17 protein-coding genes and 3 tRNA genes are annotated in these 21,305 nt (G+C 45.6%); 8 read left to right on the top strand and 12 right to left on the bottom strand.

The annotated features are described in order from the left end of the window. Positions 1-14: 14 nt before the first annotated feature. Complete coding sequence (locus NDI35_RS11070) at positions 15-608, bottom strand: hypothetical protein (RefSeq protein ID WP_445312782.1); 594 nt, start codon at positions 606-608, stop codon at positions 15-17. A gap of 85 nt (positions 609-693) precedes the next feature. Further along, complete coding sequence (gene trxA / locus NDI35_RS11065; protein ID WP_015178505.1) at positions 694-1,011, bottom strand: thioredoxin; 318 nt, start codon at positions 1,009-1,011, stop codon at positions 694-696. Between the two features lie 73 nt (positions 1,012-1,084). On the opposite strand from trxA, the gene fabG reads away from it, so the two are divergent. Beyond that, complete coding sequence (fabG, locus tag NDI35_RS11060) at positions 1,085-1,849, top strand: 3-oxoacyl-[acyl-carrier-protein] reductase (protein WP_006634175.1); 765 nt, start codon at positions 1,085-1,087, stop codon at positions 1,847-1,849. Between the two features lie 61 nt (positions 1,850-1,910). Here the strand turns inward: fabG and NDI35_RS11055 are convergent, their stop codons facing one another. The 3 genes from NDI35_RS11055 to NDI35_RS11045 all read right to left on the bottom strand — a co-directional run bounded on the left by NDI35_RS11055 (position 1,911) and on the right by NDI35_RS11045 (position 3,949). Next, positions 1,911-2,366 (bottom strand): HD domain-containing protein, encoded by a 456-nt coding sequence (locus tag NDI35_RS11055; RefSeq protein ID WP_445312781.1) that lies wholly within the window; start codon positions 2,364-2,366, stop codon positions 1,911-1,913. A 62-nt stretch (positions 2,367-2,428) separates the two neighbouring features. Then, the gene (locus NDI35_RS11050; RefSeq protein ID WP_445312780.1) at positions 2,429-2,857 is read right to left on the bottom strand and encodes an NUDIX domain-containing protein; all 429 of its coding nucleotides are present in this window, start codon (positions 2,855-2,857) and stop codon (positions 2,429-2,431) included. Positions 2,858-2,893: 36 nt separating this feature from the next. Then, complete coding sequence (locus tag NDI35_RS11045; protein ID WP_445312779.1) at positions 2,894-3,949, bottom strand: adenylate/guanylate cyclase domain-containing protein; 1,056 nt, start codon at positions 3,947-3,949, stop codon at positions 2,894-2,896. A 564-nt stretch (positions 3,950-4,513) separates the two neighbouring features. Between NDI35_RS11045 and NDI35_RS11040 the strand changes: the two genes are divergently transcribed. Next, positions 4,514-5,647 (top strand): SAM-dependent methyltransferase, encoded by a 1,134-nt coding sequence (locus NDI35_RS11040; protein WP_445312778.1) that lies wholly within the window; start codon positions 4,514-4,516, stop codon positions 5,645-5,647. A gap of 325 nt (positions 5,648-5,972) precedes the next feature. Beyond that, positions 5,973-7,676 (top strand): lipoxygenase family protein, encoded by a 1,704-nt coding sequence (locus tag NDI35_RS11035; protein ID WP_445312777.1) that lies wholly within the window; start codon positions 5,973-5,975, stop codon positions 7,674-7,676. A gap of 127 nt (positions 7,677-7,803) precedes the next feature. On the opposite strand, the gene NDI35_RS11030 is transcribed toward NDI35_RS11035, so the two are convergent. The 4 genes from NDI35_RS11030 to NDI35_RS11015 all read right to left on the bottom strand — a co-directional run bounded on the left by NDI35_RS11030 (position 7,804) and on the right by NDI35_RS11015 (position 11,275). Beyond that, entirely contained in the window at positions 7,804-8,943 is a 1,140-nt protein-coding gene (locus tag NDI35_RS11030; protein ID WP_445312776.1) for a fatty acid desaturase family protein, read from the bottom strand. A gap of 332 nt (positions 8,944-9,275) precedes the next feature. After that, positions 9,276-10,541, bottom strand: coding sequence for a glutamate-5-semialdehyde dehydrogenase (locus tag NDI35_RS11025; RefSeq protein ID WP_445312775.1), 1,266 nt, complete (start codon positions 10,539-10,541; stop codon positions 9,276-9,278). A 4-nt stretch (positions 10,542-10,545) separates the two neighbouring features. After that, a complete protein-coding gene (locus NDI35_RS11020; RefSeq protein ID WP_039888086.1) occupies positions 10,546-10,950 on the bottom strand; it encodes a hypothetical protein in 405 nt (134 codons plus the stop codon). Between the two features lie 253 nt (positions 10,951-11,203). Beyond that, positions 11,204-11,275, bottom strand: a tRNA-Gly gene (locus NDI35_RS11015). A gap of 219 nt (positions 11,276-11,494) precedes the next feature. On the opposite strand from NDI35_RS11015, the gene NDI35_RS11010 reads away from it, so the two are divergent. From NDI35_RS11010 to NDI35_RS10995, 4 genes are all read left to right on the top strand, one after another. After that, positions 11,495-11,635, top strand: coding sequence for a hypothetical protein (locus tag NDI35_RS11010; protein ID WP_172188980.1), 141 nt, complete (start codon positions 11,495-11,497; stop codon positions 11,633-11,635). A gap of 287 nt (positions 11,636-11,922) precedes the next feature. Continuing rightward, positions 11,923-13,740: an ABC transporter ATP-binding protein gene (locus tag NDI35_RS11005; RefSeq protein ID WP_445312774.1), complete on the top strand. Its 1,818-nt coding sequence runs from the start codon at positions 11,923-11,925 to the stop codon at positions 13,738-13,740. 196 nt (positions 13,741-13,936) lie between these two features. Beyond that, positions 13,937-14,018: transfer RNA gene (locus tag NDI35_RS11000), tRNA-Tyr, on the top strand. 73 nt (positions 14,019-14,091) lie between these two features. Continuing rightward, positions 14,092-14,163, top strand: a tRNA-Thr gene (locus NDI35_RS10995). Positions 14,164-14,230: 67 nt separating this feature from the next. Here the strand turns inward: NDI35_RS10995 and NDI35_RS10990 are convergent. Continuing rightward, positions 14,231-14,455, bottom strand: a complete 225-nt coding sequence (locus NDI35_RS10990) for a hypothetical protein (protein WP_445312773.1) — start codon at positions 14,453-14,455, stop codon at positions 14,231-14,233. A gap of 295 nt (positions 14,456-14,750) precedes the next feature. Next, positions 14,751-17,309 (bottom strand): alkaline phosphatase D family protein, encoded by a 2,559-nt coding sequence (locus tag NDI35_RS10985; RefSeq protein WP_445312772.1) that lies wholly within the window; start codon positions 17,307-17,309, stop codon positions 14,751-14,753. 149 nt (positions 17,310-17,458) lie between these two features. Between NDI35_RS10985 and NDI35_RS10980 the strand changes: the two genes are divergently transcribed. Next, entirely contained in the window at positions 17,459-19,621 is a 2,163-nt protein-coding gene (locus NDI35_RS10980; RefSeq protein WP_445312771.1) for a CBS domain-containing protein, read from the top strand. A 32-nt stretch (positions 19,622-19,653) separates the two neighbouring features. Here NDI35_RS10980 and NDI35_RS10975 read toward each other — a convergent pair whose 3' ends face one another. Further along, positions 19,654-20,925 carry an RNA-guided endonuclease InsQ/TnpB family protein gene (locus NDI35_RS10975; RefSeq protein ID WP_445312770.1) on the bottom strand — a complete coding sequence of 424 codons (1,272 nt, stop codon included), beginning with the start codon at positions 20,923-20,925 and terminating at the stop codon, positions 19,654-19,656. Positions 20,926-21,305 lie beyond the last annotated feature (380 nt).

Raw genomic sequence — 21,305 nt, 5'->3', positions numbered from 1 at the left:
TTTGAGTTCATGTTTCATCTTTGGGAAGTGAATTTAAATAAATCTCGCACCCGAAAATAAACCGCGCCAGCCCAGTAAAAACCATTCACCAAAATCAACAACGTTTTTCCAGCATAAGAATTAACAAAACCAAAAACGCGGTAAGTTGACAGCAGCACTAACAACATTTCTAGAAAAGAAACAATTGACCCGTAGTGCTTCCTATCCCAATAAGAAAACGGACTGATAAAACGGTAATTGCTGAACGGAAAAAAGTGTCGATGAGCGTCGTCATTGTGGACAGGCAAATCTCCCAGAGAGTGTAGTATCATGCTGATAAACAGAATTTGCACGCTTTGCCAGCCAAAGTAATAAGCAATTAGCCAACCAATAACCGCCAGGGGAATTGAATGAAACAGAGCCACAATATTTTGCACAAAAGGCTCATAATATGCTTCTGACCAAATTGTAGCTGCGGGCAAGCGAGCAATGTATTTCGCCCAAAAGTAAAATAAAAATATCGGAATATCCGGCAAAATTCCGCCGATCGCAATAATTAGATTAGCTTGCGGCAGTTGCGGTTTGCCGAGAATTGCGAGGTTGATAATAGCGTGGCTGGGAGTCTTCATAAGTAGGGTGCGTCAACTAGGATTATCTTATTCATAATTAATCAGATGTGGGCTGACACACCCTACGTGTGATAATTGGCTCGTGCTACAAGTAAGGTTGAACTCGATCGATCAACTGCGCCGCTTGCATCACTCCCTCAATGCGATCGACCTCAGCGCCATTTTTGAACAACACCAAAGTCGGCAAAGCATAAATGTGATGCTGCGACGCCAACTGTTCGTACTTATCCGTGTCAATTTTGACAACCATGAGCTTGTCTTTCATCTGACCGCTGACTTGCTCCAAAATCGGTGCCATCATCTGACAAGGCCCGCACCAAGTAGCGTAAAAATCTACCAACACCGGCAAGTCAGAGCCCGATAGTAACTCCTCAAAACTGCTGAACTGTTTTTGAACTGCCATAAGACAAAATAATTTTTTTGGTTCTGGCTCGATTTTAGTGCAAAATTCTCTGGTAGATTGCGAGGATACAATTATGGAATTATTACCAGAGACTTTTCAGAGATTGCGGGGTCAAGTTGCTGTCGTGACCGGTGCGTCGCGGGGAATTGGCCGCGCCGTTGCTTTAACCCTAGCAGCAGAAGGCGCTAAAGTCGCCGTCAACTATGCGAGTTCGAGTGCTGCTGCTGATGAGGTGGTAGCAGAAATAGTCGCTGCTGGAGGAGAAGCTGTGGCACTTGCAGCAGATGTTTCGAAAACTGACCAAGTAGATTTACTCACCAGTAATGTCATGGAAAAATGGGGACGGATTGACATTTTGGTGAACAATGCCGGCATTACTCGCGATACTTTGCTGCTGCGGATGAAGTTGGAAGATTGGCAAGCGGTAATTGATTTAAATCTAACTGGCGTGTTTTTGTGTGCGAAAGCTGCCAGTAAAATCATGCTGAAACAGCGAAGCGGCCGCATTATTAATATTGCTTCGGTTGCTGGGCAAATGGGCAATCCCGGACAAGCTAATTACAGTGCGGCGAAAGCTGGGGTAATTGGATTTACTAAAACTGTGGCGAAGGAGTTGGCCAGTCGCGGGATTACTGTGAATGCAGTTGCACCGGGTTTTATCACTACAGATATGACTAAGGATGTCAAGTCTGATGAGATTTTGAAGTATATTCCGCTGGGGAGATACGGGGAAGTTGAGGAAGTTGCGGGGATGGTGAAGTTTTTGGCGGCGGATGCGGCCGCAGCTTATATAACGGGGCAGGTTTTTAATGTGGATGGGGGGATGGTGATGGCTTAGATTTGGGGATTTTTTTAACCGCAGATGTACGCGGATGAACGCGGATATTTGCGGTTAATCATTATTTTAAGGCGGCACGCAACTGACTGAGGACTTTTTTGTATTTTGCAATGCGTTGAAAATCTGCCTCTGTGGGATTAGCGATGCGACGAATATCAAGGTTATGAGTAACATCAGCGATCTTGACTCGCAATGCGATCGGGTTGGCAATCACACGCTCTAAATAAGCTGCATACGCTTCTCCTTCTATTTTGGTAATCGCCTCGATCGCCGAGACTAGAACTTCAGGAAAACCTTCGGTTCTAAGTTGCTCAAGTGTAAGTTCAGAATCTTCGACAGCATCGTGTAGAACCGCTACGATTTTCTGCTCTAGAGAATTTACATTTTCCATCACAAATAGCGGATGATCGAGATAGGAATTGCCTGCCTTATCAACCTGCCCCTCATGAGCTTTTGCTGCGATCGCGATCGCCCGTTGTAGTAATGATTCGTAATCTGAATTCGTATTTGACAACATCGTAAAGAAGTTCTGTATTGAAGTTTCAGTCCCCTCGCGGGGAAAACGTAGTGTGGGAGTTTTTATTTTAAATATTCTTGCAACAATTTCCAAGCCATTTGAGTACCTTCCCCTGCGTTGACTTTCTCGAAATCTACATCTTTTCTCAAAACTACCAAACCCACACCTTCTTTGATTTCTATTTTATCACCATCGCTAACTCTCGCCAAAAAAAGGTGGTTTTTTTGTAAAATTTTTCTCTCATTTTGAGTCTTTTGGTGAGTAAAAGTTGTGATAAACTCCATTTTGTAATAATTGGTTTTGAGGCAAGTTTCTTCCTCCATTTCTCGCAGGGCTGCCTGCTGTGGACTTTCTCCAACGTCCACGCCACCACCAAAAGTAGAAAGCATTCCTTGACTGGCAATACCTGGAATATTATCTCGCAGTTGGGCCCCAATCTGACCGTTGGGGAGCATGAGAAAAATGCGAACTATGGACTGAGGAATATTCATCTTATCGAGGGAATAACACAACTCAAAAAAGTTGCTCTAGAGTTTTCTAATTTGAATCCAAATTTTCCTAATCCAATTGTACGCTGCAGCATACAGAGCCAACAATTTATTGACAAAACTTTGCCAAATAGAATCTTCCCTTACCTCAGAAACTTCTTCGATTTCCACGGGCAGCGGCGGCATCCCCACTACTTCATACAGCGGATATTCGCCACTTTTCCCCGGAATTGGCACGGATACGCGCCGATCGACGATCGCCAATTCCTTAACTTCCTGATAAGTCTCCTCGGAAATCAGTAAACTTGTTCCTACTTGCTTATTAGCAGCCTCGATCCGGCTGGCCAAATTCACCGCATCCCCGATCGCCGTAACTGTCTGACTCTTCGATGCCCCCAAATTCCCCACAACTACCCACCCGCAGTGAATGCCAATCCCAATCCGCAATCGGTGACGGTATAAAGTCTCAAAATAGGGATTGAGTTTCTCTAGTTCCTCCAGCATCTCCACCCCAGCCCTCACTGCTTGTTCCGCCGCTTTGTCGGGATTTTCCAACCCAAACAGCGCCATAAAACCATCTCCCATGTAATTATTAATCATCCCGCCATTGCGGTTGATCGCATAACCCATTTTTTGGAAATAGCGATTTAAAACATAAATTACATCGTAGGGCAACAGCGATTCTGCAAAAGGCGTAAATCCTCGAATATCCGCAAACAAAATTGCTATTTTTTTCTCTTGACCCACAGGAGCAGAAATTGACTTGCCCGCCATTTCGTCGTTAAATGATTCCAAGTCTTCAGAATCGATCGCCAGTCGGCGCAAAATCACCTTGCCGCCTGCAACCTGCGTCTGACAAGCCAGCCTAATTTCCGGTTCTAAACGCAATTTTTTGGCAAGTTCCTCTTCCGGCGAAGTGCGCGGAGAGCAAAATTCCAAACCTTCGACAATCAATACGCGGCAAGTCGAACATCGGGCGCTACCGCCGCAGATGTGGGTGTGGGGAATGTCGGCACGCAGGGAAGCTTCGAGAATTATATCGTCGTCGTCTATCTCGAGCGTGCGATCGTCCGGCAGATAGTGAATCTGTGGCATATGTGGCGCGTCTAGCTAATTAGCGAGGAATCTCGCGGACATCTCTTATTGCACCGAAGCTGTATGCAAACCCGGTTTCTGGGCATTTTTTCTGCATCCCCTGATTCCTTAACTATAAGTCGCGATCGGCATTTGCTTCTCGTTGCGTCAGCTCAAGCGCCCAACTGACAACAGTTTAAAAAAAGAATGCAACTCTAGGCAAGATCCCAACTCTTAGCTCATCAGTCATTCCCAATTCTTTAATCTATCTAAAATTTCAAATGGTATAAATGATTACTAAAATCGTCATCGCACCGTGATAATACCCCCATTCAAGCTGTGGAGTTAATCTAAAATCTAAAATCTAAAATCTAAAATAGACTGACATAATTCTTAATAAAATTAAGATCGCCCAAACCCCTATAAATCCGTTATCAAATCCCCCTCAACCGCCATATATTTTTAGAATTTTGGGGAGTTGCACTGTGCAAACCTTACTTGGCAATAGTTTCAGCTTTTTTGCTCTCTAACAACCAGGCAATTTTCGTGAGATAGAATAGCAGCATCTTTAAAACCAGTATAGCCATGACTTCATCAACAGCCCTACACAGCATCGAAAAACACATTCCCATAGTGGGAGATATCCATACCAAAAGTCCGATCGCCTACGGAGCAACTCGCCTCGCAGTCAGTGCAGTTAACACGGTGCAAATGGCAGTAGCAGAGTCTTATATCAACGGATTAGAAGTCCCAGATTCAGTATTGCGATCGCTTTTTGATACCTGTATGCCCGTCTTTTTTAAGCATTTCCCGTCCCTGCTTGCACCCTACGAATGGGTACTAACAGAAACAGACCATACAGCCGAAGGGCCGCGGGATTTAATGAAGATTCAGTACGACTTACCTCAAGCTATGCTGAATCCCATGTTAGGCGACGGAAAACTCATTTATCCTAAATACAGCATGGGGTTGTGGGAAAAAGGAGCCGCCAACCTTGAACAAGCGCAAATGCAGATGATTGATGATGTGATTGAGAAGCTAGAAATTCAGGATGGCGACAACATTTTAGACTTTGGCTGCGGTTGGGGTTGTGTTCCCAATTACATTCTTTCCAAATTCCCCAATGTCACCTTTACCGGGATTAACTTGAGCCACCAGCAATGCGAGTATATGCGTCAGAAGATGCAAGACCCCGAAAGCTACCTTAGTTCCGGTCGATTTACCCTATATGAAGGAGATTTGAACGACGCCCAATTCGAGACCAAATTTGATAAAATTCTCTCCATCGGAGTTTTTTGTCATGTGGGAAATTTAACGAAGGCTTTCCAAAAGCTGGCATCTTTCCTGAAGGATAAGGGCAAAGTTTTCATTCACATCATCACAGTTCGCACTCCCAACAATATATCCAGCGTTTTCACCCACAAATACATTTTTCCCCACGGTCGTTACTGGAAATACGATGCAGTTCCCAGCCACAATAAAGACCTCAAAACCATAAAAAACTGGTATCTCAACGGATACAATTACTCCACAACCTTTGCTAACTGGCTGAAAAACTTTGACGATTCTCAGGCAATAGTCAAAGATTTAGACTACGGCATCGACTATGCCAAATTTCGCCGCATCTGGCGGTTTTACTTAATTTGGTTTGTGGCTAATTTCGCGAGTTGCGACGGCGAATATAACGGCAACGGCCAATATTTAATGGTTCGTGCCTAACCGCTAACCAGTAGATCTCGCCCAAAAAACCGAACACCCCGAACCCCGACATCTCAAAGAAGTCGGGGTTCTTGAGTGCGAGCTACTTATCGGGAGAATGAAACCTTTCAACCTAGATTTAGGGCGATCGAGAAGTGTTGCCTTCTTTTGAGGAATTTTTCTGAGTTTAAAAAAATCCGGAATAAGATTATTGCTCGGTGAATAAGACCTATATCAAGCGTGAGCCTAGACGCATAATACTTTTTAAATTCCCTCCTCGATCAGTAGTGATGATGTCCGATATTTTACTACAAAAAGAGAGTTGATTTATACAATGGTAGACAATATGAAACCTTCTCTTCCTCAAGACGACCCGAACCAAGAACAGCGAAAAGATTCCTTGAATCGTCAGCAACAAGCTTATCAGTTTGACTATGAGAGTTTATCACCTTTGGCATTATTGAAAAATGTGCCCGCAGTCGAGAACTTTTCGAGCAAGTATCTTGCAGAACGGATATTAGCAACATCGGAACTTCCCGCAAATATGCTGGCAGCCGATTCGAGAACTTTTCTCGATCGTCTCGACGAACTCCAAGACTATGAAGACTTTTTTACTCGGCTGCCGCTACCTGGAGTTGCCAAAATCTACCAAACGGATCGCTCTTTTGCAGAACAGCGCCTGTCTGGAGCAAATCCGATGGTGCTTCGCCTCTTAGATGCGAGCGATCCTCGGGCAGAAACACTGAGGGGTCTTTCCAGTTTGCACCCATTATTCGATCTGCAGCAAGAGTTGCAGCAAAAAAACATTTACATTGCCGATTACACAGGTACTGACGAACACTATCGCGCGCCTGCTCTCGTTGGAGGCGGAACCTATGAAAAAGGCAGAAAATACTTGCCGAAACCACGGGCTTTTTTCGCTTGGCGATGGACGGGAGTCCGAGATCGCGGTGAAATGACACCTATTGCCATTCAACTAGATCCCAACCCAGATAGCCATATCTACACCCCATTCGATCCTCCTGTCGATTGGCTGTTTGCGAAACTCTGCGTACAAGTAGCAGATGCCAATCACCATGAAATGAACACGCATTTAGGTCGAACTCATCTGGTGATGGAACCAATTGCGATCGTCACCGCCCGACAGTTGGCTAAAAATCACCCGCTTAGCCTGCTGCTGAAACCGCACTTTCGCTTTATGTTGACCAACAACGATCTGGCTCGTTCTCGATTGATCAATCCCGGCGGGCCTGTTGAGGAATTGCTAGGTGGTACCTTGGCTGAGTCAATGGAACTGACTAGAGAGGCGTGCAGTACATGGAGTCTCGATCAATTTGCCTTACCCGCTGAACTGAAAAATCGGGGAATGGATGACCCCAATCAACTACCTCACTATCCTTACCGAGATGATGGATTGTTGCTTTGGGATGCGATTGAAACCTTTGTATCGGGCTATCTTAAATTCTTTTACCCGACGAATCAGGCGATCGTACAAGATGTGGAACTGCAAACCTGGGCTCAAGAATTAGCGTCTGATAACGGCGGTAAAGTCAAAGGAATGCCAGACCACATCGACACAGTTGAACAATTAATTGCAATTGTCACAACTGTAATTTTTACCTGTGGCCCGCAGCATTCAGCAGTCAATTTTCCTCAGTATGAATACATGAGTTTTGCAGCTAATATGCCTTTGGCCGCCTACCGGGACATTCCTAGGATGACCGCTTCTGGTTATCTAGAATTGATTACGGAAAAGGACATTTTACGGTTGCTTCCTCCGTACAAACGAGCGGCCAATCAACTGCAAATTCTGTTTATTTTGACAGCTTATCGATATGACCGTTTGGGTTATTACGATAAATCTTTCCGAGAACTCTACCGGATGAGCTTCGACGAAGTTTTTGCGGGAACCCCGATCCAACTTTTAGCCAGACAGTTCCAGCAAAATTTGAATATGGCAGAACAAAGGATTGATGCCAACAATCAAAAACGAGTAATCCCTTATTTTGCTCTCAAGCCTTCGTTGGTACTCAATAGCATCAGTATGTAGGAGTGTATTTTTGGGGTGGGCGAGACGCCCAACCCCTACTCCCCAAAATAAAATTCATTGTTTGTGGAACAGGCCGGAAAGCCTGTTTTTTAAGCATGGTGCAAGATGTAATATCCTATCCTCATTCTCAGCTTTTGTAGTCTTCAGCAATCGAGCAATTTACAGACATTGTTCCAGAGGAATCAGTGAAGGTGACTTCATCTTTATAATGCCGCGGTGTTTGGATTAGCAACCGCCAAGCTTGCCCAGCATCGATTAAATTCAGGCGATCGGGATAGTGAATTTGCAACAACTCTTGCACCATGGGATAATAGTTTGAGTTGATGCTGGGGAAAATATGATGCTCTGTGTGGTGAGAGAAATTTAAGTGCAGCAGGTCAAATATTTTAGGAACCCGCACAGAAGCACTGTTGATCAGCGGATCATTAATGGCGGTCATCCGGCAACCCATATGATTGGTATAGATGTAAAACATTGCGCCTGCATGACCAATTGCGATCGGCAAAAAGTACGCAAGAGCTATTTTGAGCGGATGAAAATTTAGGTAGAACAAAATGCTCGCATGAATTCCTAAAATTCCCAGACATTCAAATGCGATTGTCAATCTATCTTTAGGACTAACTGTAAAGGCAGCCGGTACGTAATCGACAGATTTATCGTTAAATAACAGTACCGAGGTGAGATTGCGGAAATTATGCACTAACCACGAACCGGCCATCCCTACCATTAACCACACCGGATTGACTTCCACCGAGGGTACAAACAGATTTTGAATCCATTTTCCCCAAGTATCTGGTTGCTGGTACAGATAGTTGCGATCGGGGTCTGCCACAGAGTTCGTGTTATTGTGATGTACGAGATTGTGCAGATTTTTCCACTGAGTAGGCGGCATAAACAGCATACTTAGTCCCAAAAAGGCGATCGGATAAGTGAGGCGCGACTTTTTCTGAACGCTACCGTGCATCAAATCGTGGGAGCTAAATAGCAAAACTATGATACTATTGCCCATGATGACGGCTAAAGGTAAGTAAAGCCCTAAAAGATAGACAGGCCAGCGATCGAGATTAGCAGCAATTCCCCATCCCAGCAATAAAATAGCAGCGTTGATGAATAGTATTGCTAACTTGCTAGGCTCTGGTTCAAAGGCATCTGATGGCAGCAGCGGACGCAATTTTTTTACATATACCGAGTGGTGAAGTAGCGTTTCTTCGCCTAAAGTCGGCGTTGCCGTCTTGTCTAGAGTATTGAGTAATTTTTTGGATTTCATGTTATCGCTAAGAGTATTTTCATTTGAGTTAATAACTTTCTAAATTTAATTAGAGCCACTACCGATTTTAGATTGACCTAAAACAAATGAATCGCGGGATTATTGTCGGCACGGGGAATTTTTATCTGGGTCCACGGTGTCGTTCCGGGAACTTGTGACTAAATTGCTTGCGATCAAAGCTGCCTAATTGTTGTACAAAGATATTATTGTATTTCCTCAAAAAAAATTTGAAAACAACTATTAAAGCCTTATAAAGGCTTACGCATCGATAATACTTTCCCACTTTTCAGTTTGGTTGAATCCCAATAACCAATCTTAAATAACCTATCAGATTAAAAAAGTCCGTTTCCCTGAACAATTTCTTTGATTGTCGTCAGCGTATCTAACCCGATCAATCCCCGACGATAACCTTTTTGGTTGGACATTCCCAAAAATATCGCATCTCCCCGATTTTGATAGCGCCAAAACCGAGGTGAGGCATTAATAAAAGTTGAGGCGCTGTTAACATCCAGAGCAAATTGGCGGCTTTCTAAGTAAGATTCAGTGGCAATGCAGTCAGCGTGGCCGCTGCTGTAGCGGTTGATCCAGCCGATCGCAATCTCTAAACTATCGACAACTTTAAACGCTATGGTTTTGTTTAAATACGGTTGAGTCCACTCGTATGGTTCCGCCAGCTTCAAGTCGGGGAAATCTGCGACCAGATCAGCATCAGCGCTAATTTGAAAGCCTTTTTCTTTTAAACTGTTCCAAAGCCTGACTAAGGAAGAAGGCTTTTGGTTGCGATCGATGAGCACTTTCTCGATCGCGTTAACAGGATCGGGAACGCTTTGATGGCTGTCCAAAATCATCCACCTTGCCATCTCCAAACTGCCAGTCGGTGACCAATAAAGGTAACAATTTCCCATTGCCGACCTCAAAACTGGTGCTGTACACAACCTTACAACCTGCTGCACCAAACTTGGCCTGCCGTAGGGAATAATTAAATTGAGATATTGGTCTTGAGTCACCAATTCTCTGATTGAAGCGCCCCGATCCGGCGGCAGTACCTGCAAACATCCCGATGGCAAACCGACCTCATCGATCGCCGAAACCAAAGCTTCTCCAATTACTGTATTAGTTTGCCAGCTTTCGCTGCCGCCTTTAAGAATCAAACTGTTAGCGCTTTTGAGAGACAAACCCGCGGCGATCGCCCCCAACTCGGGAAACGCCTCGTAAATTAGAGCGATCGCCCCCAGCGGTAGCGACTGACAGTAAACCTGACAGCGATCGACCTGATAAGAAGCATTGATCACCCTGCCGATCGGATCTGGCATTTCCCCCAACCGTTCCAGAATTTGCACAGTTGTCTTGATCCGTTCCGGCGTCAGCTTCAGCCACTCCACAATCAACTCGGGAATCGCCATGTCCCGACTCGCTTCTAGATCCAGAGTATTTGCTTCTAAAATGTCATTTTGCCGGCGTTTCAGCGAGCCCGCCATCGCCTGCAAAGCAGCAGCGCGATCGGCACTCTTTGTCGCAGCCAACTCCAAAGAAGCTTGATAAGCGCGACGCGCGACATTTGCGGCATCTGATGAATGGGTAAAATCCTCTATTATCATCTAGCTAACGCCTATAAGCCAGCCATACCATCAGCGCCGGCAGCATTGCTAGCAGCACGGCGACCATTGCCCACAGAATAATATTCGGGCCCGGCGAGTGCAGCGCCAAGGGCAACCAAATCACTAGCGGCACCAATATCATACCCAAAGCCAGTGGCAAGTAATGGGCCTTCAAACCCGGATGCGCTCTGTTCCACTGGTTCCCTGTCCACCGCCAAGCCTGCTTGTAAGGATAGTTCGTTGATAGTTGCTCAATCACGTATCCACTTTCGTCCAATACAAATATTTGTTGACAGCGGTTGCAGCCAAAGGCTTCTGTCAACGTTATGGGAACTAGACGACCCCGGCGTCGGCAAGGACAGGGGTACTCATCGTTTAAGTCAATCTTTGGAGCTTTTTGAGATGGCACTAGCGATCGGATAAAAAAAGCGTTTTTGCAAAAATAATCGTTAACATATCCACTTAATCAAACTTGTCAATTCCGCCATAGCGAGGCTTTCAACTGCCTGTTCCGAGATCTCGCCCGATCGGCAATTTTGACTTGCAAGTTCTGCATTCAATCTTACCACTAACTTAGGTATTTTCAACCATCCTTCATTAGGAGGATACCGAAAACTTTCTTGATCTACTTTCCGGTTTTCTTAATTTTTTTTATCTTCTAAAGCGGGTGACGCGATTCGAACGCGCGACATTCACCTTGGCAAGGTGACGCTCTACCACTGAGCTACACCCGCATTTCCTGCGGTATTAACAATATTGTCTCACTTCTCAAAATTTGTCAAGTCTTTTTAGTAAGTTTTTTTCACAAACCCAGTAACCCCCCCCCAAACCCACTCCCCACCTGCAATTTCAGCAGCCAGATCATTAACCAAATCAGTAATTGCCGTGAAAATTGACCGCCATCGGCTGACTACAAAGCTACAATCAAGCTGGAATTGTGGGAGAACACTGTCATGTCAGATTTAAATCGCGGAATCATGAAGTTCAAGGGAGCTGACAGTCCTATAGCGATCGCCATTTCGGCGATTGTCATTGCCGGCGGAATCGGCTTCTTGATCTGGTGGGCGCTGCAATCAGCCTACACCTTCAGCTAACAGACTACTCAAACGTAAAACTTATAAGGCATTGCTCAGAAGGCAGAATTTAAGAAAAATTCTGTCTTTTGCATTTTTTTGCCCTTAGTCTGGAATTGATTGCCCAGGAATGCGGATCGATTGCTGACGATCGAATGATTGCCATAAATCACCCGATCGGGCGAGTCGCTAGCATGAGCCGAGATGACTCCCCGATAAACTACTTTTGTAGTACACTTGTAAACACGGCGCGCCGAGCGCAGTTTTAAATGCAAGTGTTTGCAAGGGTTGTATCTCAACAAAAATTTATGGCAAGCTTTCAGGACATCTTCAAATACTACAGTCGCTACTGGAAAATATCACTTTACAGCATAGCTGCATCGAGCGTTTTGGCACTAGCCGATTTGCTTGTTCCCTACGCGATCGGTCAAATATTAAACGTATTGTCGGGTCAAGCTACAGATACAATAACCCAAAAACTGATAGCAGCGATCGCCTCTGTTACCCAGCACTCACCCAACAAAATATTATCGCTATGCGTCTTGCTGGGCATAATTTTTCTGGTAACAGTCGCCAAAGCACCGGTACAGCCTTGGGTGGGAAATTGGTTCCACTGGGCGATACCATTGAGGGCAAGGCGCGATCAAATGAGAAGTGCGATCGGCAAAATCCTCACCTTACCCCTAGAATTCTACGACGAAAACAACGCCGGACGGATTGCCAGTCGCATCGCCAAAGGCATCGCCAACCATACTTGGACTTACCCAGAAATTGCCGGCGAATTCATCCCCGAAGTCGTCCGCTTAATCGGCATTTTTGCCGTTATCTGCTTAATTGAGTGGCGGATTGGCTTATTAATTTTGGTTTCATTCCTATTTATCCTCAGTTTCACCCTCAAAGGCCTGCAAGGGGTGACTGCGCGGGAAGAAATTCTGGATGAATACATCGAAGATACAGAAAGCCGCAACTCGGAAATTATCACCAACATCAAAACAGTCAAAGCTTTTGCGACAGAAAGCGATGAACTCAAAAGGCAAACAACCAGACTCGATCGCGAATTAAAAGTCGTGATCCACCGCATTCACAAAGGATACGTCACCTTGGGGACATACCAGCAGACGATCGTCCAGTTGTGTTTGTTTTCAGTTCTTGGTTTTAGCCTAGCAGCCACGGTTGCAGGCAAAATTTCCCTCGGATATTTTGTTACCGTCTACACCCTGGCAAGCATGGCATATTCCCAACTGCGTCCGATTAGCATTATCGCCGAATTATTGGCGCGTCGCTATTCTTCAATGATCCGGTTCCACGAGTTTATGCAAACGCCAGACGGTGTTGATGCGGTTAATTTAGCAGAAAATGCTCGATCGGCGTCGCCTTATAAATTTACCGGCAAAGTTGAGTTCAGCGGTTTGACATTCGGGTACGACAGTCAAAAACCCGTTTTGCAGGATGTGAATTTATTGATTCATCCCCGACAAACAGTAGCATTAGTCGGGCGATCGGGTTCCGGGAAATCGACTTTAGTTAAACTTCTGTTTCGCTACTTTGAACCAAACTCCGGCCGCATTCTGATCGACGGCGAAGACATTCGCAGCTTAGACGTGACTCGCTACCGCCAGCGTTTAGCCATTGTCCACCAAGAAGTAGACGTTTTTAACGGTACTTTGCTGGAAAATTTGACTTACGGAAACAGAAGCGCCACTTTCGAGCAAGTTGAGGATGCTTGTCGCATTGCCAAGGTAGACGATTTTGTCCGGATGTTGCCCCAAGGTTACTATACCGTAGTCGGGGAGAGAGGAATGCGGTTGTCCGGCGGTCAGCGGCAGCGGTTGGGGATTGCGAGGGCGCTGTTGGTGGAGCCGGATGTGTTAATTTTTGATGAGGCTACTTCTAGTTTGGACTATGAGTCGGAGCGATCGATCCAGCTAGCCATGCAGAATATCCTCGGTACGCGCACCACCATCATTATTGCCCACAGACTCAGTACAATTCGCGAAGCCGATACGATCGTCGTACTCGACGGCGGTAGAATCGTCGAAGTTGGCAGCCACGAAGAACTTTTGAGTCAACAAGGCATTTACCGCCGCCTGCACTCCCTGCAAGAAACCGGGGAATTAGTGAATTAGGGATTTGGGCTATGTCTAGACTTAGGGTGCTCCGGGCGGGCACCCAGCCTAGACTTAGCAATGCACACCTTAAAAAGTGTTCATTTTTCCCTATGCCCCTAACTCACTTATGTGTTATAAACTTAATGATTAGAGTTTTAAATATAATGTTGCAAATAAAGATTCTGGTGCTAGGATGTATAACTGTGATGGAAATGGGTCGATGCCCGAGTGGTTAATGGGGGCGGACTGTAAATCCGCTGGCTACGCCTACGCTAGTTCAAATCTAGCTCGGCCCACCTCAATTTAATAAGAAGTTAAAATTTAAGAATTAAAAATTAATTTTTTAATTGGAGGTTCTTAATTTTTTATGCCCGTGTAACTCAGTGGTAGAGTACCTCCTTGGTAAGGAGGAAGTCACGAGTTCAAATCTCGTCACGGGCTTCCTAATTTATAGTAGATCCACCAAGGGTTTCACGCTCCTCGCACAGCAAGAAGGTTAGTTTTCCCCTCAACTTTCGTGCTGATGGTTTTCTAATACGTCCAAAACGACTTCCATATCTGCCAAGTCCGCCCTCGACTTTTTGCGTCTGGCTTTTAACTGATTGAGCAGGTCGGCCGGCTCTGTAAATTCTGCGGCTGCCGGAGAAACTTCGTTGCTATCTCTGGTAGTGTTGGGGCTGTTAATTAATATCGATCGTACCCATAGTTTAGCTCCTAAGCACGGTTTTGACATCACTGTTAGTCGCTGGCAGTATGGCTAGTTGAGGATGGTGCAACATCTCAGTTGGAACTGATAGGTTACACCATTCTCAATAATCCTTTTTTGGGCGGGCAGGATGCCCACCCCACAAGAAAACTTATTCTTTGTGGAACAGGCATCTTGCCTGTTTTTGAGAAGGGTGAAACATCTCAGTTCCAACCGACTTTAGCTATGAGACTGGGGTTTCACCCCCGGCAGACACTGCCACAAACTCATCACAATATTGTACCCATATCCAAATCCCCGACTTCTTCAAGAAATCGGTAATCTAATCATCCTCATCCAATCCCAGCGGCACAAAATATTGACTGTAAACCACACTATTCGGCTCCCAAAGCGGCCGCCAATAAACATTTTGCATCACCGCCTTCTCCCCATCACCCTCAGCAGGCCACTGAAAACTGACGATCGCAATATTGCTATATCCCACAATCTCATCACCCTCTTGCAGCCAGCGATTGCGCCACAACAGCGATATAAAATTCCACAACCTATGCAGCACTGACAATTGTTTATTTTTATGCGATCTATCTGACGCAGTTCCCTTTTCTAGCAGCAAAAATACCCGAGCTCTTTGCCGTTTAATCCAGTCAATCCGATAGCCCCAATCAGGCGGAGATTGTCTATTTTTGAGACCAGCCGCCACAGCCTTCTTTCTGGTCATCCTCGAAATATTCATTAATTCTAGCGGCTCATTCCATCCCAAACATTGGTGCGATCGCTCAGGAAGCAACGACTTAATCTTAGTATGAACTAAATGCGTTGTCCACTCCTCATTGATAAAAGCACTAGCAGTCAACTGCGCCAGCACAGAATATTGACAACTTGACTTATAATTCGCCCCCCCCAAAGGCTCAATATTCGATCGAGAATCGCCAAAATGACAATCATACCAATAACTCAGTCGCACAGCAGCAGCATAGTGAATATCCCCCGTCAACACAATCACCCTATCGCGCTGTTTAAAAAATTCCACCAACAGCTTCACAAAAGCCAACTCATGAAAATTCCAAGAATCCCCCGCATCACTACTAAAAACCTTCCCCTGTGCCACATCCCACTTTTGCACCGCATCAATAATCCACAAACCCACCAAATTTGTCGGCACAACCACCAGCGTCGCCTCAATCTGAAACTCCCCAGTTTTATTCAGCAAATCAGTCTCCTTCAAAGGCCGCTGAATTTGCTCCTCAAAACCTTTGTGAGTCAAAAGCATCGGCGGATCGATCGGGCTTTCCACCGGATACCCCCGCCAGTTCCGCGTATCCAGCACAATCACCTCGTGCTTAAAACTTCTCACAATAAAATGCCAATTCAAAACCTCATTTACACCCTCGTCATCTCGATCCAAAATAAAAACATCTTCATCGAATTTCAACTTAGGCAAATGAGTTTTCGGATCTAGTCCTGGAATTCCCAAATACGAAGCCGCCTCCTCCCAAACAGAAACATCAGTCCCCGCCGAAGCCGACCATTTTTCAGCCGCCTTTAATAATTTATCTCCCGGTTTTTCGCGATCGAACTGTGCGGGCGTATTTCCCCAAGCCTGAAACACAGCGTAAGCCAGCAAAGCATTCTGCACCACCCGCCGACCCAGCGGCTTTCCCAGCACCCGGTAACACCACTCTCGATTCAAATAAAAATCGTCGCTAACATCATGATCATCGCAAATCATATAAGTAGGAATATTGGCTAGCGCCCTCCTCACCCTCCACAAATTGCGAGCAAAACCGTTAAGTTCAACAACTTCTCTATCCCAGACTTTTGCCTGCTTAGAATTTGAACAAATATCCTTACCCTTCGGAAAACTCGTGCACCAGAGTACCGGCGACCAAACTAACAAATACATCGCATAATATTCGCCCAAGCTAAACAAGTGACTTTTAGCATTGTTGGGTTTATTCACCAACATCGCCGTAAAGCCGCCAAAATCTCTGGCAATATCGCTGCGAGTCCCCGGCTGTAACTCAATTGGTTTTTTGGACTGATACTCAGCATCAGATGGTTTCTGAAGTGACGACTCTCTAAAAATTTCCCTCTCTTGGCCAACGGCATTTTCGTTTTCCGAATTTTTAGGTATACTGATACACAAATTCTTTTTTATTTGGGCATCATCCATCAGGGGTAGACTTTCTTCCCAGCCCAACAGTGTATCGCCAGCGTCAGTCAAGGCCCACAGCATGGCATCGGCAACGTCGTCGCCGTAAATTTGGTCGCCCGTTAAAAACAGTTGGTGGGGCCTGCTATTTGCCGTTCCTGCAAACTGTTCGATCGAATTATCCAAGATTGGCAGCGCATCTCTGCCGTCTCCGTGGGGCTTGCGGCAAGAACCGTGAACGATACGCAAATAGTTTAAATCCTTCGGGGGCAGGGCAAAAGTGGGCAACTGGTGAGCGAAATAACTAATCGTCTCCGGCCCCAAAGCCGATAAATCAGGGGCGGCAGGCCACAGGCAAGAAATGAGATTTTCTTTCTCATTTTCTGCGACTGCACCCGCCGACGGCGACTCGCTACTCCCAGCAAACTTGATGTCATAAGCATAAATTTGCCCAGATGTCAAGACATTGCTATTAATTGGTTTAGCAGTCACCGCGACTACGTGCAGGTATTTGCCGAGCTGCACGGTAGAGTTCGCACCTTGGAGCAAGGGCCGATCGACAATTTCGCCGGTTCCGCCCTCTGTCGAATAAACCTTGAGTTCGACTTGGCGGGGTGCTTTCAGAGCCAGCCAAACTGTCACGGCCTGGCTTTCAGTCCGGCGCAAAATCGGGCCCGCAAGGATAAGCGGCAAGTGATGAATTCGATGACTTAAGGGAGTCCACGACATAGGATTTAAAAAATAAAAATTAAATAAGAGTGTTCTAGCAATCAGATTTTAGGCGATCGAGCATCTATCACCCGCTTAATTAATGCTAAGTCTGCCAACCCAAGTCTGCAAAATTGTAACAATTCATTAAGTAAAATTAATAATCAACCATGCTCCAAGAAGAACAATTACAGCATTTCCTCGATTCAGCCCCGCAGCCGCCAGCAATTAAAGCATCAGAACCCGCCGAACGCCCCAACAGCAGGCCTCTCTACTCGTCACCTTTAGATCGGGCGATCGACCGCCACCCCCTCACCGTGCCTCCAGAAACCCCGATCGCCCAAGTGTTGGCTCTCATGAACCCGATGCGCGTCTCCTGTCAGATTTGTGGCGAAAAACAAAACGCCGTTGCTAGCGCAGCCAAGCGCAGTTGCGTCTTAGTCGTCGAAGATAATCGACCGATCGGCATTTTTACAGAACGGGATATCGTCAAGCTAACTACCGTCGCAGCTTGTACAGTCGGACTGACAATTGCTGATGTAATGACTCGATCGCCCATTACCCTCAAACAATCCGAGTCTCAAGATATTTTCACAGCTATGTTCACGTTGCGCCAGCACCAGATCCGGCATTTGCCCGTAGTGGACGAGGACTCGCGACTTATCGGCATCATCACGCGCGAAGCCATTCACGAAGCCCTGCAACCGATTAACTTGCTAACCAATTTGCGCTGTGCAGCAGATGTCATGACCAAAGAAGTCATTTCTGCCCCAACAACTGCCTCAGCCCTCGATTTAGCCCAGCTCATGGTCAAGCATCGAGTTAGTTCCGTCGTCATTGTCAAAGAGCAAACTCAGCATCCCGATCGGGCGATCGCACCAACACAAAATTATCAAATTCCGATCGGCATTGTCACCGAGCGCGACATCGTGCAGTTTCACGCCCTCGAATTAAACCTCTCGGAAATCCCGGCCGCAAGAGTCATGAGTGCGCCTTTATTTTGCATATCTCCCGCCGATTCCCTCTGGAGTGTCCACCAGTCCATGCAGCGGCACTGCGTCCGTCGTTTGGTCGTAGTTGGCAGCCAGGGAGAACTTTTGGGCGTTGTGTCTCAGACAAGTTTGCCGCAAGTTTTTAACCAATCTGAAATGTACGGGACGATCGAACTATTGCAACAAGCAGTGGACGATCGAGCCACCCAATTGCAGAAAGCCAACGAACTTTTGCAGCAAGAAATTTTAGAGCGGCAGCGGGCCCAAGAAGCCCTGCGCCAAGCTCACGACGACTTAAAAAAACAAGTTGAAGAACGCACCGCTCAACTTTTAGAATCAAATGAATTGTTGAGGCGGGATATTATCAAGCGCCAGCGAGTCGAAGAAGTGCTGCGGCGAAAGCAAACTTGCTTGAAAAATCAAGCGCAGCAATTAGAGCAAACTGTGCGAAAGTTGCAGCTAACTCAAACTCAATTAGTGCAAACCGAAAAAATGTCTTCTTTGGGACAAATGATTGCCGGTATCGCTCACGAAATTAACAATCCTGTTAATTTTATCTACGGCAACCTTTCCCACGCCAGCCACTACATCAAAGAATTGCTGCAACTTTTGGAACTTTACCAGCAGCACTATCCCGAACCAGTCTCGGAAATTCGGGAAGCAGCAGCAGAGATGGAAATCGATTTTTTGGTAGAAGACTTATCTAAGCTAGTGTCTTCTATGCAAGTAGGAACCGAGCGCATCCGCCAAATAGTTGTGTCGATGCGTAATTTTTCGCGATCGGATCAATCTAACATCAAGCTCGTTGACATTCACGAGGGACTCGAAACCACTTTGTTGATTTTGCAGCACCGGCTCAAAGCCCACGGCGCACATCCACCTATCCAGATTATTAAAGAATATGGCAATTTGCCCCACATCGAGTGCTGTGCCGGTCAGATCAATCAGGTGTTCATGAATATTATCGGCAATGCTATTGATGCTTTGGATGAAGAAATCCAGAAAGGGGAATGGGCGACGAGAAATGTGAAAAATTCAGCCCCGTCAAATCCTAATTCTCCATTGACTGTTCCCACAATTACAATTCGTACTGAAGTTGTTGGCGACGATTTTGTGGCGATCCGCATTTCCGACAACGGGCGGGGCATACCGGAGGAGATTCGCCGCCAATTATTTGACCCGTTTTTTACTACCAAGCCAGTCGGCAAGGGCACTGGGTTGGGACTGTCGATTTCTTACCATTTAATTGTCGAACAGCACGGGGGACGGCTCAACTGCGTTTCGGAAGCGGGACGGGGCACTGAATTTGCGATCGAGATTCCGATCGTCAGTTGTCATTAGTCAGCAGCCATAGCTGGTAAAAGTATAGTCATTTATTGCATGACATGGAAGGCGTTAAGTCCCTCCCCCTTCACTTTTACTTTGAGCGGATTGACCCGCCTCGGCTGAACTACGCAGCTCTCTATCCCATCGCTAAACGCATTTGGGATTGCTTTTCTGAGGATATTGTAAGCTCCATTAACATCAGAGTTGATTAATTGACCGACCGATGTTTTGTACAAACCTCTCTTGATTCGCTTACCGCTAAATGCGACATCATCAGCGCCAGTATGCCCGTACACAGGAATCGGGTCTAGATTCAGGAAGTTGGACTTCGAGGTATAAGACTCTTCTTGCACAATCACTTTAATTCCAACCAATCGAGCTTTATATTCCAGCATCTCAATCAATCGAGTGTGAGGAATGCTGACAAAGTTTTGATTGGTTTGCTTTCCTAAATCAATCTCGTTTTTCCATTGTGCATTCTTGCCGATTACTAACGTCCCAATTTGTCCGACGGTCAAAATATCAACTATTAGCCGACTGGTATGATGCAAATAATTATCAACTTTTTGGTGGCGACAGCGAGTTAAGCGCTGAATACGGGGTGAAGTTTTGTGACTTCCTTTTAACTGAGACTGCAACCGTGCTTTGCGTTTGTTGTAGAACTGGTTGATCGATTTCAACGGACGCCCGTTAATCAACAGAGGGACAAAAGCCGGTTGATTTGAAGTTAGCGCCACCAAATTATTCAGTCCTAAATCAATACTAGCTACAGAATTGTCGTTACTGACGGTGGACTCCGGTTCATCATAAATCACCTCAATCACATACGAATCACATTTGGGAACCAATCTAACTTGGCAAATACGCTCGGGTTCGATCTTGGTTTTGATTGAGAGATTAGTTCCCGAAAGCTTAATAATTCCTTTCTTCACTTGCGTACTACTAATTGCCTGAATCGTATAAACGAGAACATTTCGACCCTTGACTTTATCTTTGTACTTCGGTAGTTTCGGGCGACCAGTAAACTTAGAGGAATCAGATTTGTAAGCTTTAATCGCTTCAAAAAATGATTTCCAATTCTTGTCCAATATCATCAATATTTGCTGGCTAACCTTAGCAGGCAAAGCCTTGTACGCTTGATGAGATTTCATCAAACGGTTCATCTCATTGTAGTTGATGTAACCCCATCCATAAGTAAAACTCTGACGAATAACGTAGTTAGCGGCATTGTAGAGATTCTTGGATTTAAAGGCTAATTCGTCAATCTTAGCGAAACGGTGTTCCGTAGATTTAATAATGTGCCTTTCTGCTAGTTGCATTTAAGGTTTTCATCCTTTAACTCATGTGTTTTTACTCGACTACTATGATAATATGATACTACTATTGTTTATTGTTGCTTACAAAGTTAACGAAGTTTCACAATACGATTTTAGATTTTAGATTGAAGAATTGGAAATGACTGATGAAGCTCGTGGTTTGGATCACGGGCCTACATTTGCATTCTTTTTTTAAACTGGTATCAGTAGTCATTGGGAAAAAATAATATTCTCCCAATCTCCCACTCTCCCAATCCCCCACTCTCCCTCCTGACAGGTGTAGGTTTTTTACAACGAACGAGGTAATATGGAACCCATTTGAGATATTTTGACACTCGGTCGCACCAGGGCGCTCGACTGATGACGGGCGCTCGGCTGATGGC

The sequence above is a fragment of the Microcoleus vaginatus FACHB-2002 genome, assembly GCF_040004035.1.
GTDB lineage: Bacteria > Cyanobacteriota > Cyanobacteriia > Cyanobacteriales > Microcoleaceae > Microcoleus > Microcoleus vaginatus_C.
Note: the sequence above shows the minus strand (reverse complement) of the source record. Positions and strands in the feature narration are given on the sequence as shown.

What these genes read in the sequence shown, in the direction of transcription:
- NDI35_RS11055 (WP_445312781.1), bottom strand. Translation starts at nt 2,366, where the DNA reads ATGTTGTCAAATACGAATTCAGATTACGAATCATTACTACAACGGGCG.
- NDI35_RS10980 (WP_445312771.1), top strand. Translation starts at nt 17,459, where the DNA reads ATGCTCCAAGAAGAACAATTACAGCATTTCCTCGATTCAGCCCCGCAG.
- fabG (WP_006634175.1), top strand. Translation starts at nt 1,085, where the DNA reads ATGGAATTATTACCAGAGACTTTTCAGAGATTGCGGGGTCAAGTTGCT.
- NDI35_RS11010 (WP_172188980.1), top strand. Translation starts at nt 11,495, where the DNA reads ATGTCAGATTTAAATCGCGGAATCATGAAGTTCAAGGGAGCTGACAGT.
- NDI35_RS11035 (WP_445312777.1), top strand. Translation starts at nt 5,973, where the DNA reads ATGAAACCTTCTCTTCCTCAAGACGACCCGAACCAAGAACAGCGAAAA.
- NDI35_RS11005 (WP_445312774.1), top strand. Translation starts at nt 11,923, where the DNA reads ATGGCAAGCTTTCAGGACATCTTCAAATACTACAGTCGCTACTGGAAA.
- NDI35_RS11030 (WP_445312776.1), bottom strand. Translation starts at nt 8,943, where the DNA reads ATGAAATCCAAAAAATTACTCAATACTCTAGACAAGACGGCAACGCCG.
- NDI35_RS11050 (WP_445312780.1), bottom strand. Translation starts at nt 2,857, where the DNA reads ATGAATATTCCTCAGTCCATAGTTCGCATTTTTCTCATGCTCCCCAAC.
- NDI35_RS11040 (WP_445312778.1), top strand. Translation starts at nt 4,514, where the DNA reads ATGACTTCATCAACAGCCCTACACAGCATCGAAAAACACATTCCCATA.
- NDI35_RS11025 (WP_445312775.1), bottom strand. Translation starts at nt 10,541, where the DNA reads ATGATAATAGAGGATTTTACCCATTCATCAGATGCCGCAAATGTCGCG.
- NDI35_RS11045 (WP_445312779.1), bottom strand. Translation starts at nt 3,949, where the DNA reads ATGCCACAGATTCACTATCTGCCGGACGATCGCACGCTCGAGATAGAC.
- NDI35_RS11070 (WP_445312782.1), bottom strand. Translation starts at nt 608, where the DNA reads ATGAAGACTCCCAGCCACGCTATTATCAACCTCGCAATTCTCGGCAAA.
- trxA (WP_015178505.1), bottom strand. Translation starts at nt 1,011, where the DNA reads ATGGCAGTTCAAAAACAGTTCAGCAGTTTTGAGGAGTTACTATCGGGC.
- NDI35_RS10985 (WP_445312772.1), bottom strand. Translation starts at nt 17,309, where the DNA reads ATGTCGTGGACTCCCTTAAGTCATCGAATTCATCACTTGCCGCTTATC.
- NDI35_RS10990 (WP_445312773.1), bottom strand. Translation starts at nt 14,455, where the DNA reads ATGTCAAAACCGTGCTTAGGAGCTAAACTATGGGTACGATCGATATTA.
- NDI35_RS10975 (WP_445312770.1), bottom strand. Translation starts at nt 20,925, where the DNA reads ATGCAACTAGCAGAAAGGCACATTATTAAATCTACGGAACACCGTTTC.